This is a genomic window from Nonomuraea sp. B5E05 (assembly GCF_039880665.1).
Taxonomy (GTDB): Bacteria; Actinomycetota; Actinomycetes; order Streptosporangiales; family Streptosporangiaceae; genus Nonomuraea.
Genome location: NZ_JBDPMJ010000014.1, coordinates 1 through 12,391 on the forward strand (window position 1 = coordinate 1; position 12,391 = coordinate 12,391).

The following is a 12,391-nucleotide window of genomic DNA, read 5'->3' on the forward strand; positions in this document are numbered from 1 at the left end:
GCCGTTCAAAGCCCGCGGCGCCCTGGCCATCCTGCGCGGCTCACTCGCCCCCGACGGATGCGTGCTCAAACTGGGCGGCAAGGACGACTTCCGCCACGAAGGCCCCGCCAAGGTCTTCGACTCCGAGGACGCGTGCTTTACAGCCATCCAGGAGGGGCGTGTCATGCCCGGCGACGTCGTCATCGTCCGCTACGAGGGCCCGGCGGGCGGGCCCGGCATGCGCGAGATGCTCTCGATCACGGGGGCACTGGTGGGCCGAGGGCTGGGGGAGTCCGTGGCGCTGGTCACCGACGGGCGCTTCAGTGGGGTCTCGCACGGCCTGGTGATCGGGCACGTGGCCCCCGAGGCCTACCATGGCGGGCCGATCGCGCTGGTGCGCGACGGCGACCCGATCGTCATCGACAGCGCCGCCGCCACCCTCGACCTGCTGGTGCCCGAGACCGAACTGGAACGCCGCCGCGCCGCCTGGCAACGGCCGGAACGCGAGGTCGAACGCGGCGTGCTGACCAAATATGTGGCTACCGTCCGCTCCGCCTCCGACGGCGCGGTCACCGCCTGACGCATGACACGCCGCCGCCGCGCCCCGTGGTCGCCAGGGCAGGGGCGCGGCGGTCGTGGCGACCACGTGCCTTTCGGCCGGTCGCGCGCGCCCACGAGGACCTTAACGGATGGAGTGCGCGAAATATAGGTCTTGCCGTAATGGCGATTTTAGCCCTAGCGTCTTGATAATCCGTACGACGTCCTGATTATTAAGACGAGGGCCTATGAGCGACCTGTCGCCCGCCATCGAACCCCGTGATCCCGCCTTCCTCATGCGCCCCGAGCGGCTGGCGTCCCTGCAGCCGTCCCGCTTCAGCGCCAGCCGGTCGCTCGTCGCGACCATGCTGCGAAAGGGATGGACGGTCGATGCGGAGCGGCTGCAGCTGGACGACCGCGGCGACGGAACGGCCGTCTACCGGGTCGAGACGCACGCGGGCGTGCTGTCGTTCGTGGCGTTCAGCACCGAGCCGCGCTTCGTGGACCGCACCCCGCGGATCATCGGCCGGAGCTGGGACATGGTCGGCGCGCTGCTCGAGGGCGAGGCCGACGCGGGGCGGATCGAGCAGACGCGGACGGAGCTGCCCAAACTGTACGCGGGCCGCGCCGCGCCGGGGACGCTCGTGTGGTGCCGGTCCAACCGGAGCCTGCGGGCCTTCGAGCACGCGGTGGAAGCGCTGGCCGACGGGCGGCAGCCCAGCCTCGACCGGCTGCGCCACGTCGGCTACCTCATGCGCAACACCGGGCTGGACGCCAACGGCACGTTCGGCACCCGCACCTACCTGTCCTACGGGCCTGACCATCCGCTGATGGCGCCGTATCACGCGCAGATGCTCACCGCCTACCTCATGCGCGAGTTCAGCTTCGACCTGTGCGATCACCTGGCCCGCGCCGCCCGCCCCGGTGCCGCGCGGCTCGCCCCCGCGCTGCGGCGCCATCTCGGCCTGGGCAACGGGTCGGCGCTGGGCCTGGTGCTGTTCGTCGCCAACCATCCGCGCATGGTCGACCGCTGGCTGCGCGTGCGCGAGGACGCCCTGGCACGGGCCAGACGGCTCGGCTTCCCGGCCGGCGACCCGGCGTACGCGCGGCTCGTCAGCCTGCTCGACGGCGCGATCGTGCACCGCGAGCAGGACCCCGTGCGCTACGGAGTCTTCCCCGCCGGGCCCCGGTTGGCCGCCGAGCTGCGCCAGGTGCGGGAGCGTGCGGCCGAGCTGCGCGATGAGGGCCCGCGCGGGGCGCACCCGTTCGAGACGCTGCGGCGGGCGGTCGAGGGCACGGTGGCCCCCGAGACCGAGGAGATCCTGAACGCGCTGCTCATGGAGCTCCTGCCGGACGAGGTGGACGAGGAGTTCGACCGGCTCATCGTGGACGAGCGGCTCATCGGCGACCCGGGCATGACGGTGCGGGAGTTCGGCGCGATGTTGCGCGGACCGTACGCGTGGGCGCACGACCTGCCCCTCGCCGACGAGGCGCGCCGGGCACGGGTCTGGTACAAGTCGCGGGCCGCGGAGGAGCCGCGTTCCGGGCCGCGCGAGCAGTTTCCCGGTGGTTTCGACCTGTCGGTGGACGTGCCCGGCGACGTGCGCCGGCTGTCGCGGCTGATGGCCCGCTACGACCCGCGCACCCGGGTCGGCCGGGTGCTCTTCGACCATCCGGAGGAGCGGGCGGCGGTCGAACGGCTCCAGGCGCTGCGCGACCTGCCGTACGCGCTGCCCCGGATGGACATGCTCGACCTGGACTTCCTGCCGGTGCACGTCATCCGGCTGGCCAACGCCGCCTTCTACGGTCTCGACCGGACGAAGGACTTCCTGGGCCGCACCCTGCGCGGCCTGATCTTCCAGGGCGCTCCCACACGCGCCGACCTGGCCGGTGGCGACCTAGGCCCGTGGTGGCAGCCCCGCGAACCCGACACCGAGGACATGACCCTTGACTGAGAACAACGCGCCGCGAACCCAGCCGCTGAGCACCGCGCTCAAATGCCTCAAGATGCTCGAAGTGGTGGCCGGTGCCGAGCGCTCGGTACGCGTCGCCGAGCTGGCCCGAGAGCTCGGCCTGACCCGCGCGGCCGTGCACCAGCAGCTCGTCACCCTGGTCGCCGCCGGGTGGATGGAGCAGGCCGGTGACGGCACCTACCGGCTGACGTTGCGGCCGGCCCGCGTCGGGCAGGCGGCGCTGCGCCAGGCCGGGCTGGGCGAACGTGTGCTGCCGGTGATGGAACGCCTGGTGGACGTCGTACGCGAGGCCGTCTCCCTGGCCATACTCGAACGCGGCACCGCCACGATCATCCAGCGCATCGAACCCGGCCGCCCGCTCCAGGTGGACCTGCGGGCCGAGGCCAGGATGCCGATCAGCCGCAGCGCGTCAGGGCAGGTGCTGCTGGCCTACGCGACCGAGCGCCAGCTCGCCGAGCTGCGGGAGCTTGGCGCCGAGCTGCCCGGCGAGGACGAGCTGGCGCGGGTGCGCGAGCGCGGGTACGCGACCTCCGAGGGCCGCTGGCTCGAAGGCGTGCTCGGGATCGCCGCCCCCGTGTTCGACGTCGAGCGGCGGTGCGTAGGGGCGCTGAGCGTCGCGGGGCCGAGCAGCCGGTTCGACCACGAGAAGGGCATCCGCGCGCTGGGCGACGCGGTCGCCGAGATCAACGAGGTGCTGTCGGGCGGGCCGGCCGGCACTCGAGGGGAGCGGCTGTGAAGGCGCGTGCCGCCGGCGGGCGAAGGGAGCGAGTGTGACCGCGAACCCGCTCACCGTCAGCCTGCGGGAGACGCGGGTCATGACCGAGCGTCTCCTGCTGCTGCTGGGCGTGCCGAAGGGGGCCGTGCCCGCCGTGCGCGAGGTGATCGTCGACGCGGAGGCCCTCGGCCTCGGCGGTCTGGCCTTCCTCGACTCCGCCCAAGCCGCCGCGACATCCTGGCGCGTCCCCGCCCTGACCGCCGCGTCCGGCGGGCGGGTCACGGTCGAGGCCCACGGCATGCCCGCGCCGTACGCCGCTCCCGCCCTGCTCGACCTGGGGGTGGCGCTGCAGCGCGAACACGGTCGCGCGGAGATCGAGGTCGGTGGCGTGCGCTCGGCCCATCTCCTCCTTGTCCTCCCGCACGCCGCCCTGCCCTACGGCGCCGGCGTCGAGGTCACCTGCGGCGACGGCGCGCCGCGGCTGACGGTGGGCGAGCGCGCTCCGGCGGCGGACCCCGTGCCCCGGCATCTCGCGCGCGCCGTGCGGCAGGGGCTGGACGTGGACCCCGCGCTGTGGTGGCGGCTCCATCACCGTTCCAACGACGCCCTCACCGAGGACACGCCCGTCTCGCGGCGGCACGCGGGGGCCACCCTCGACCCGGATGACCAGAACGCCGACGTCGACTACGTGGGAGCCAACCCGTGATCTTTGTTGATGGCCTGGAGTGCAGCACCTTCGATCGGGAGGTCTTCGAGGAGTTGCGCGGCGGCGGCCTCGGCTGCGTCACCGTCACGTGCGGGTTCTGGGAGGACGCGATCGAGTCGATGGACTCCCTGGTGGCCTGGCGCGACCTCGTGCGGGCGAACGCGGATCTGGTCGCGGTCGCCACGACGGCCGCCGAGATCGAGGAGATCCAGGCGGACGGCCGGACCGCGCTGCTGCTCGGCTTCCAGAACAGCTCGTTCCTGTCCGGACGCATCGGCTACGTCGAGCTCTTCGCCGACCTCGGCGTACGCGTGGCGCAGCTCACGTACAACATCCAGAACGACGTCGGCGCGAGCTGCTACGACCCCGTGGACGGCGGGCTGACGAGGTTCGGCCGCGAGGTGGTCGAGGAGATGAACCGCGCGGGCATGGTCGTCGACCTGTCCCACGTCGGCGAGCGCACCAGCCTGGAGGCGATCGAGCACTCCGCCGAGCCGGTGGCCGTGACGCACGCGAACCCCGCGTCGCTGGTGCCGCACCCCCGCAACAAGTCCGACGGGCTGCTGCGGGCGCTGGCCGAGAAGGGCGGCGTGCTCGGCGTGTCCGGCTACCGCAACATCAGCGGCGCGTACGCCGCGAGCGCCGACACCTGGGCCGAGTTGGTGGCCAGGACCGCGGACCTGGTGGGCGTCGATCACGTCGGCGTCGGCTCCGACCTCGGCCGCAAGGTCGTGTACGCCGACCTGCAGTGGATGCGCCAGGGCAGGTGGACCAGGACGACACAGTACGGCGCCGGCTCGGCGACCAACCCGGGCAAGCAGCCCCCGCTGCCCTGGTTCCCCGACACCCGGTCGTTCCCCGCGCTCGCCGAGGCGCTGGCACGGCGCGGATTCGACGCAGCGGACGTGGCGGCGGTCATGGGAGGCAACTGGATGCGCCTCTACCACGAGGTGCTGCCGAACCGATCGACGAAGGAGTGAGCCCATGGCGACCTTGACCGGCAGGCAGGCGCCGCCCCGCCCTGCGGCCATCGCGCTGCGTGGCGTCTCCAAGACGTTCACGCGCCGGAGCGCCGCGGTCCGCGCGCTGGATTCCAGCGACCTGGACATCGAGCCGGGGGAGTTCGTCTCCCTGATCGGCCCGAGCGGCTGTGGCAAATCGACCCTGCTCAAGCTGATGGCGGGGCTGTTGGAGCCGACCGAGGGATCGGTGTCCGTGGACGGCGTCCCGGTGACCGAGCCGCTGCCACAGGTCGGCGTGGCGTTCCAGAAACCGACGCTGCTGCGCTGGCGTACCGTGCTGGACAACGTGTGCCTGCCGCTCGACATCGCCGGCGACGGCGGGCCCGACGGCCGGCGCCGGGCCAGAGGGCTGCTGGAGATGATCGGGCTGGCCGGGTTCGAGAAGCACTATCCCCGGGAGTTGTCCGGCGGCATGGAGCAGCGGGTGGCCATCGCCCGCTCACTGGTGGGCAGGCCGTCACTGCTGCTGATGGACGAGCCGTTCGGCGCGCTCGACGAGTTCACCCGCGAGGACCTCAACGACGAGTTGCTCGGCGTGTGGCAGAGCGAGCCGAAGACCGTCGTGTTCGTCACCCACAGCATCTCCGAGGCGGTGTTCCTGTCGGACCGGATCGTGGTGATGAGCGCCAGGCCGGGCCGGGTCCACTCCGACATCCCCGTACGGCTGTCGCGGCCGCGCGACAGAGGGCTGCGCGACCAGCCTGAGTTCTACGAGGCCATCCGGCACGTGCGCGCCGCCCTGGACGAGGCGAAAGGCGGCGGCCGATGACGACCCGGCTCGACACCGAACCCCGCCTGACCCAGCCGGGGCAGAGCGGCGGCGCTTCGCGCGACGGCGCCATGTCCGCGATCCTCGCGATAGCGATCTTCGTCGGCATCGTGGGCGCCTGGCAGGCGGTGGCCGCCGCGAAGCTGGTGTCGCCGCTGATCCTGGCCCCGCCCGGCGAGGTGGTCGCGGTCCTGTTCCGGCTGGCGGGCGATGGGACGTTGTGGCCCAACCTGCTGGCGACCGTGAACGAGACCCTGCTCGGCTTCGTCGTGGCGGTGGTGGCGGCCGTGCTCGTCGGGTCGGTGTTCGCGTTCTTCCCCATCCTTCGCAACGCCGTCTATCCGTACATTCTGATCTCGCAGACGTTTCCCAAGGTCGCCATCGCGCCGCTCATCGTCGCGGCGCTCGGGTACGGCCTGGCGCCCAAGGTCGTACTCGCGGCCCTGCTGGCGTTCTTCCCCGTGCTGGCCAACACGATCGCCGGGCTGACCGAGGTGAGCGAGGACGAGGTCAGCCTGTTCCGCGCGATGCGGGCGAGCCGCTGGCAGGAGCTGCGCTACCTGCGCGTGCCCAACGCGCTCGCGTTCATCTTCCCCGCGCTGAACAGCGCCGCCGTGCTGGCGCTCATCGGAGCGATCGTCGGCGAGTTCGTGGCCGCGCGCGAGGGCGTCGGATACGCCATCGCGCAGTACACGGTCACCGGCGAGGTCGCGGCCACGTACGCGATGCTGATCGCCCTGTCGGCCTTCGGGCTCGTGGTGTACGGGGTGCTGTCTCTCGCCGAGCGCCTGGTGCGCAGAGTCAAGTGATCATCAACCCCTGGAGTCTGAGATGAACAGATTCGGACTACGGCTGCTGGGCGTCATCGCGCTCGGAGCGGGCCTCGTGGCCTGCGGCGGCGGCGCCGGCGACGGCGAGCTCGTGTTCACCGTGCCGGACAAGGCGCTGACCGCGACCACCGCGTCCTACACGTCGGTCCCGATCCAAATGGGCTACTTCAAGGCCGAGGGCGTGGGCGTGACGATCCAGCCCGTGGACAGCGCCCCGTCGGCCGTGCAGTCCGTCGCCACGGGCAAGGCCTTCATGACGTACGCGTCCCTGAACGCCGCCATCACCGCGTACCAGAAGGATCCGAGCATCGCCGTGATCGGCGTGACCACCGGCAGCATCTTCCGCGTGGTGGTGCCGCAGCGGAGCCCGATCAAGACCGCCGACGACCTGAAGGGCAGGACCATCGGGGCGAACTCGCTGGCCGGGGTGTCGGCGCTGTTCGCCAAGGGGGTCATCAAGGAGGCCGGGGGAGACCCCGCCAAGGACGCCACGTTCCTGCCGGTCGGGCTGGGCGCCCAGGCGGCCGACGCGCTACGCGGCAAGCAGGTGGACGCCTACGCGGGCTGGGACGGGCCGAACGTGGTCATCGGCGACCTGCTCGGCACCGGCATGCGCGACATCCCCTCGCCGCTGAACGACATGACGGGCACCTCCGCGCTGATCGTGCGCAAGGACTCCATCAAGAACGAGCCCAAGAAGGTGACCGGGATGGCGCGCGCCTTCGTCAAGGCGATGGTCTTCTCGCAGGAGAACCCCGAGGCCGCGATCAAGCTGCACTGGAAGCAGTTCCCCCAGTCCAGGCCCGCCTCCGACGTGCCGGAGGACAAGGCGCTGGCCCAGGCGGTGCGCATCCTCAAGCTGCGCCTGGACATCACCGCCGGCCGCGGAGAGTCCGGCGGGTACGGGGTGATCGACGACGCCGCCCTGCAGAAGACGGTCGCCACCTTCGCCCGGCACGGCATGATCACCTCGCCCCTCGACGTGAAGTCCAGCGGGCTGTTCGACTTCTCGCTGGCCGACCAGTACAACTCCTTCGATGAGAAGGCCGTCGAGGCGGAGGCACGGAAGTGGAGAGCGTGATTCCCGGCGCCGGCAGCGCGGACGGGGTGACGCCATGACGAACGGGGCCGCCCAGGTCGCCGCGGCGCTCGACGTCCTCGGTGTCCGGCACGTCTTCGCCATCGCCAGCATCCACAACCTGCCCATCCTGCACGCGCTGCGCGAACGGGGCGGCATCGAGATCGTCGGCATGCGGCACGAGCAGGCCGCCGTCCACGCCGCCGACGGCTACGCCAGGGCCACGGGGCGGCTCGGCGTCGCCCTGGTGAGCACCGGCCCCGGCACCGCGAACGCCATGGGGGGCCTGTACGAGGCGTCGTTCGCCTCCTCACGGGTGCTGCTGATCACCGGCCAGGTCGAAAGCGCCCATCTGGGACGCGGCCGCGGCTACATCCACGAGGCCGAGGGCCAGACGGACATGCTGCGCTCGGTGTGCCGTACCGTCTCGCTGATCCGCCGCCCCGCCGACATCGGCGCGGAGGTCGTCCGGCTGGCGCGCGACGTGCTCACGGGGCGGCCCGGACCGGCGGCCCTGGAGATCCCGATCGACCTGCAGCGCATGCCCGCCGACGCGCCGCCGCCGGCTGTCACGTCGCCGCCCCGCGACGCCGTGGACGACAGGGCCGCCGAGGAGGCGGCTCGGCAGCTCGCCACCGCGCGGCGTCCCCTCATCTGGGCCGGTGGCGGCGCCGTCGGCTCCGGCGCGTCCGTGGCCGAGTTCGCCGAGGCGGCCGGGACGCCCGTGGTCACCTCGCGGGAGGGACGCGGCGCGCTGCCCGAGGACCACCCGCTGTGCCTGGGCGCCTTCCCTACCGTGGAGCCGCTGCGGTCGTACGTCGAGTCGGCCGATCTCGTCCTGGCCGTGGGCACGCGTTTCCAGATGCACCCGACGGACGCCTGGCGGCTGCGGTTGCCGGACAACCTCATCCACCTCGACGTCGACCCCTCGATGATCGGGCGTAACTACCCGGCCCGGCTGGCGCTCGTCGGTGACGCCCGGCGCGGCCTGGAGCAGGTGGCGGAACGGCTGCGCGACCACGCGGCGGCGATCCCCGACCGGTCGGGCTACCTGGCCGAGGGACGGGCGGCGTGGGCGGCGGCCAGGGAGCGGATCAGCGCCGAGATGGGGCCCGACCACGAGGCCATCTGCGCCTCGATCCGCCGTCACCTGCCCCGCCACGGCGTGGTGGTCCGTGACGCGACCGTCCCCGCGTACGTGTGGGGCGACCGCGTCCTGCCGATCCTGGCGCCGCGCACCTCGATCCGCCCCGCCGCGGCCGGCATAGGCCCGGGACTGCCCCTCGCCATCGGCGCCGCCACCGGCTCGGGCGCGCCGACGGTGCTGGTGCAGGGGGACGGTGGCTTCATGCTGAGCGCCGGCGAACTGGCCGCCGCCGCACAGGCCGGAGCGCACGTGATCGTGTGCCTGTTCAACGACCGGGGGTACGGCGTGCTCCGCGAGATCATCCGCGGCACGGGGGAGGGCACGGCCGAGGACGTGGACCTGGTCACGCCGGACTTCGCGGCGCTCGGGGCGTCGTTCGGGATCGCGACGCGCCGGATCACGGACGCGGCCGGATTCGACACGGAGTTCGCCGCCGCCGTGACCCGTCCAGGGCCCACGCTCCTGGACATCGACCTGACCGCCCTGGTTCCCATCCGCAGGTGAGCGGGCGGCGTCACGGCATGGCTGCGCGGGGTAGCCGAACCCCGTGTCAGACACCGTGATCGGGGAATGAGATCTGCATGACGAGCGCCGCACCCGAGGCCGGCCACGTTCCCCTCAAGCGGGCTATCGGCCCCAAACTTCTCATCCTGTTCATCATCGGCGACATCCTGGGCACAGGCGTCTACGCGTTGACCGGCGTCGTGGCCGGCCAGATCGGTGGCGCCCTCTGGATGCCCTTCCTGTTCGGCTTCGTCATCGCGTTGCTCACCGCGATGTCCTACGTCGAACTGGTTACGAAATACCCCAGGGCGGCGGGCGCCGCGCTCTACACGCAGAAGGCCTTCAAGAAGCCCTTCTTCACGTTCATGGTCGCGTTCACGGTGATGTGCTCCGGCCTCACCTCGGCCAGCGCCGCCGCCCGCGCGATCGGCGGCGACTACCTGGAGGCGTTCTTCACGCTGCCGAGCGTGGTGGTCGGCATCGTCTTCATCGTCGCCGTCGCGGCGCTGAACTACCGGGGCGTCTCCGAGTCGGTGAAGACCAACATCGTGTTCACGCTGATCGAGCTCACCGGCCTGTTGGTGATCATCCTGATCGGCGTCTACACCGTGTTCACGGGGGCGGGCGAGCCCTCCAGGCTGGTCGAGATCGACGCCGAGCAGGCGGGCGGCCTGATGTACGCCCTGCTCGGCAGCACCGCGCTGGCCTTCTTCGCGTTCGTCGGGTTCGAGGACTCGGTGAACATGGCCGAGGAGACGCAGGACCCCTCACGGAACTTCCCCCGGGCGATCTTCCTCGGAGTGGCGATCACCAGTGTCGTCTACATCCTCGTGGCCCTCACCTCGTCGCTGCTCGTCGCGCCCGGGGTCCTGGAGGAGTCGTCCGGCCCGCTGCTCGAGGTGGTCAAGGCCGGCGGGCTCAACTTCCCGCCGCAGCTCTTCGCCGCGATCGCCATCTTCGCCGTCGCCAACTCGGCTCTGATCAACATGATGATGGCCTCCCGGCTCGTGTACGGCCTGGCCAACGAACGCGTGGTGCCCCGCCGCCTCGGCTGGGTCGATCCGCGCCGCCGTACGCCGGTGATCGGCATCATCTTCACCACCGCGCTGGCCATCGCGCTCATCTCGACGGGAGAGATCGCGGGGCTCGGCGACACGACCGCGTTCCTGCTGCTGTGCGTCTTCACGGTCGTCAATGTGGCCGTGCTCGTGCTGCGCAAGGACCGGGTGGAGCACGCCCACTATCGCACGCCCACGGCCTTTCCGGTGATCGGCGCCGTGCTGGCCTTCATCATGGCGAGCCCGCTGACCGGCCGGCCCGCCGAGGTGTACGTCCGGGCCGGCCTGCTCCTGGCCGTCGGGCTGGTCCTGTGGGGGATCAACTGGCTGGTGGTGCGCCGCCAGAGCGCCTCGTAGGCGCACGAACGGCGGCGCGGCTCCGCGGAGAAGACCACGGCACACAGAGCGAAACCCCGGCTTCGACGAGAAGCCGGGGTTTCGCTGGAGCTGGTGGACGATACTGGGATTGAACCAGTGACCTCTTCCGTGTCAGGGAAGCGCTCTCCCGCTGAGCTAATCGTCCATGGAGGTGGCGACGGGATTTGAACCCGTGTGGACGGCTTTGCAGGCCGCTGCCTCGCCTCTCGGCCACGCCACCGAGCCCAAAACTCCGAGCGGAAGACGGGATTCGAACCCGCGACCCTCACCTTGGCAAGGTGATGCTCTACCACTGAGCCACTTCCGCGTTGCTCCGTTAACTCTAGCGGGTTTTTCGACCGGATGCTTCCGGTCCTTCGTCGCGCAGCAGCCGGACCATGCCGCGTTCGGTCGCGGGCAGGCTGAGGAAGATCTCCAGGATCCTCGTCAGGCGGTGCACCTCGATGCGGTGGAACGAGGGGCCGTCGGAGCGGGCCAGCACCAGAGACAGCGCCAGAGGCGGCAGCGGGGCATGGATGACGTGCAGGCCGTCGTCGAGGGTCAGGGCGACCGGGCGGGCCGGGACGTCGGCCGGGATGGCGGGCGGCTGCTGCGGGGCGCGCCAGCTCGCGTAGACCACTCGCTGCTCGGCCGTCATCGTGGCGGCCCAGTCGGCGCTGAACAACACGGGGAGCGAGTCGACGAGCGTGGTCAGCGCCCGGTCGCCCGCCGTGGTGATGAACTTGAGGATCTCCAGCTCGGGGTAGGTGCCCGGGGCCTCCCGTGTGGTCCAGACGCCCTCGACCCTCACGCCTTCGACGCCTTCGAGGCTCTTGACCAGCGCCTGCCTGGACGTGCCCGCCGGGTTGAAGATCGTGATGTCGTCGACGGCCCGGCCGGCGCCCCGGTCGAGCACGGTCACCTGGGTGATGTCGGCCCCCGCCGCGCCCAGGACCCTCGTCACCTGGGCCAGAGAGCCCGGCCGATCGGGCAGCACCAGGCGCACTCGAAGAAGCATCCGTGTCCCCTCGCATGAAGATGCCGGTGCACAGTTTATCGGTGAGGGGTGCGGCGGTCCGCGCTTTCGCCGCCGCCGCGCTGGTGGCCGGCGCGCGATGACGCGACCGGCATGGTCGGCTGGTCCGACCGGAAACGCTGAGGAAACAGCCCGCTTCATAGAAAGTCCTGACGCATCACAGCAGGACGTTCGGACAGGCGCAGTCAGCTCCTGGCCGACATGTCCACGGACGGAAGGACATCCATGCGAATGCTCACGGGAATAGCCACCGGCGTCATCACCGCGGCCATGCTCACGCTGGGCTCCGCCGGCGCCGCGGCGGCCGCCCCTGACGACACGGCGGTCACCGACGAGGCGGTGGTCACTCCCGACGTGGGGACCAAGGACGTCGAAAGGAAGAAGTTCGACTGCAAGACGCCCAAGGGGAAGAAGCTCAGCGTCTCCTGGGGGACCGGCACGAACATCTCGACGACCATCTACTTCAACAACCACTGCAACCAGAAGCGCACCATCCAGACGTGGGTCGACGGCGCCGGTCTTCCGGAGCCGGTGAAGAGCAAGTGCCTCACCGTGAATCCGAAGACGAAGGGGGACAAGAAGTTCTCCACGTTCGGGCGCACCGTCGTCAAGGTGACGTCCCCGAAGAAGTGCTGACGCGGCGCCGGACTAGCTGAGGTCGCGGCACTCGTCCACCGCGG

The 12,391-nt window shown here is 71.2% G+C and carries 12 protein-coding genes and 3 tRNA genes; 11 read left to right on the forward strand and 4 right to left on the reverse strand.

Annotated elements, in window-relative coordinates:
- From ABGB01_RS24895 to ABGB01_RS24940, 10 genes are all read left to right on the forward strand, one after another.
- Window positions 1-559 (forward strand): dihydroxy-acid dehydratase (locus ABGB01_RS24895; RefSeq protein WP_347775953.1); only part of this gene is annotated, 559 nt, incomplete at its 5' end.
- A gap of 205 nt (window positions 560-764) precedes the next feature.
- Complete coding sequence (locus ABGB01_RS24900) at window positions 765-2,471, forward strand: hypothetical protein (RefSeq protein ID WP_347775954.1); 1,707 nt, start codon at window positions 765-767, stop codon at window positions 2,469-2,471.
- On the forward strand, window positions 2,464-3,225 hold the full coding sequence (locus ABGB01_RS24905) for an IclR family transcriptional regulator (protein ID WP_347775955.1): 762 nt from the start codon (window positions 2,464-2,466) through the stop codon (window positions 3,223-3,225). Before ABGB01_RS24900 ends, ABGB01_RS24905 begins: the two co-directional genes overlap by 8 nt.
- Window positions 3,226-3,259: 34 nt before the next feature.
- A complete protein-coding gene (locus ABGB01_RS24910; RefSeq protein WP_347775956.1) occupies window positions 3,260-3,910 on the forward strand; it encodes a hypothetical protein in 651 nt (216 codons plus the stop codon).
- The gene (locus ABGB01_RS24915) at window positions 3,907-4,890 is read left to right on the forward strand and encodes a membrane dipeptidase (protein ID WP_347775957.1); all 984 of its coding nucleotides are present in this window, start codon (window positions 3,907-3,909) and stop codon (window positions 4,888-4,890) included. The genes ABGB01_RS24910 and ABGB01_RS24915 overlap by 4 nt, the downstream gene beginning before the upstream one ends.
- 4 nt (window positions 4,891-4,894) lie before the next feature.
- On the forward strand, window positions 4,895-5,701 hold the full coding sequence (locus ABGB01_RS24920) for an ABC transporter ATP-binding protein (RefSeq protein ID WP_347775958.1): 807 nt from the start codon (window positions 4,895-4,897) through the stop codon (window positions 5,699-5,701).
- Window positions 5,698-6,510 (forward strand): ABC transporter permease, encoded by an 813-nt coding sequence (locus ABGB01_RS24925; RefSeq protein WP_347775959.1) that lies wholly within the window; start codon window positions 5,698-5,700, stop codon window positions 6,508-6,510. Before ABGB01_RS24920 ends, ABGB01_RS24925 begins: the two co-directional genes overlap by 4 nt.
- A gap of 22 nt (window positions 6,511-6,532) precedes the next feature.
- A complete protein-coding gene (locus ABGB01_RS24930) occupies window positions 6,533-7,612 on the forward strand; it encodes an ABC transporter substrate-binding protein (protein WP_347775960.1) in 1,080 nt (359 codons plus the stop codon).
- Window positions 7,613-7,646: 34 nt separating this feature from the next.
- Window positions 7,647-9,260: a thiamine pyrophosphate-binding protein gene (locus ABGB01_RS24935; protein ID WP_347775961.1), complete on the forward strand. Its 1,614-nt coding sequence runs from the start codon at window positions 7,647-7,649 to the stop codon at window positions 9,258-9,260.
- Window positions 9,261-9,337: 77 nt separating this feature from the next.
- Window positions 9,338-10,675 carry an APC family permease gene (locus ABGB01_RS24940; RefSeq protein WP_347775962.1) on the forward strand — a complete coding sequence of 446 codons (1,338 nt, stop codon included), beginning with the start codon at window positions 9,338-9,340 and terminating at the stop codon, window positions 10,673-10,675.
- Window positions 10,676-10,766: 91 nt separating this feature from the next.
- Here ABGB01_RS24940 and ABGB01_RS24945 read toward each other — a convergent pair.
- From ABGB01_RS24945 to ABGB01_RS24960, 4 genes are all read right to left on the reverse strand, one after another.
- Window positions 10,767-10,841 (reverse strand) — tRNA-Val (locus ABGB01_RS24945).
- A 1-nt stretch (window position 10,842) separates the two neighbouring features.
- Window positions 10,843-10,916 (reverse strand) — tRNA-Cys (locus ABGB01_RS24950).
- A gap of 15 nt (window positions 10,917-10,931) precedes the next feature.
- Window positions 10,932-11,003 (reverse strand) — tRNA-Gly (locus ABGB01_RS24955).
- A gap of 15 nt (window positions 11,004-11,018) precedes the next feature.
- Window positions 11,019-11,693, reverse strand: a complete 675-nt coding sequence (locus tag ABGB01_RS24960; RefSeq protein WP_347775963.1) for an ACT domain-containing protein — start codon at window positions 11,691-11,693, stop codon at window positions 11,019-11,021.
- A 243-nt stretch (window positions 11,694-11,936) separates the two neighbouring features.
- On the opposite strand from ABGB01_RS24960, the gene ABGB01_RS24965 reads away from it, so the two are divergent.
- Window positions 11,937-12,347 carry a hypothetical protein gene (locus tag ABGB01_RS24965; protein ID WP_347775964.1) on the forward strand — a complete coding sequence of 137 codons (411 nt, stop codon included), beginning with the start codon at window positions 11,937-11,939 and terminating at the stop codon, window positions 12,345-12,347.
- The last annotated feature ends 44 nt before the right edge of the window (window positions 12,348-12,391 follow it).

What these genes read in the sequence shown, in the direction of transcription:
- ABGB01_RS24920 (WP_347775958.1), top strand. Translation starts at nt 4,895, where the DNA reads ATGGCGACCTTGACCGGCAGGCAGGCGCCGCCCCGCCCTGCGGCCATC.
- ABGB01_RS24925 (WP_347775959.1), top strand. Translation starts at nt 5,698, where the DNA reads ATGACGACCCGGCTCGACACCGAACCCCGCCTGACCCAGCCGGGGCAG.
- ABGB01_RS24940 (WP_347775962.1), top strand. Translation starts at nt 9,338, where the DNA reads ATGACGAGCGCCGCACCCGAGGCCGGCCACGTTCCCCTCAAGCGGGCT.
- ABGB01_RS24965 (WP_347775964.1), top strand. Translation starts at nt 11,937, where the DNA reads ATGCGAATGCTCACGGGAATAGCCACCGGCGTCATCACCGCGGCCATG.
- ABGB01_RS24935 (WP_347775961.1), top strand. Translation starts at nt 7,647, where the DNA reads ATGACGAACGGGGCCGCCCAGGTCGCCGCGGCGCTCGACGTCCTCGGT.
- ABGB01_RS24960 (WP_347775963.1), bottom strand. Translation starts at nt 11,693, where the DNA reads ATGCTTCTTCGAGTGCGCCTGGTGCTGCCCGATCGGCCGGGCTCTCTG.
- ABGB01_RS24900 (WP_347775954.1), top strand. Translation starts at nt 765, where the DNA reads ATGAGCGACCTGTCGCCCGCCATCGAACCCCGTGATCCCGCCTTCCTC.
- ABGB01_RS24930 (WP_347775960.1), top strand. Translation starts at nt 6,533, where the DNA reads ATGAACAGATTCGGACTACGGCTGCTGGGCGTCATCGCGCTCGGAGCG.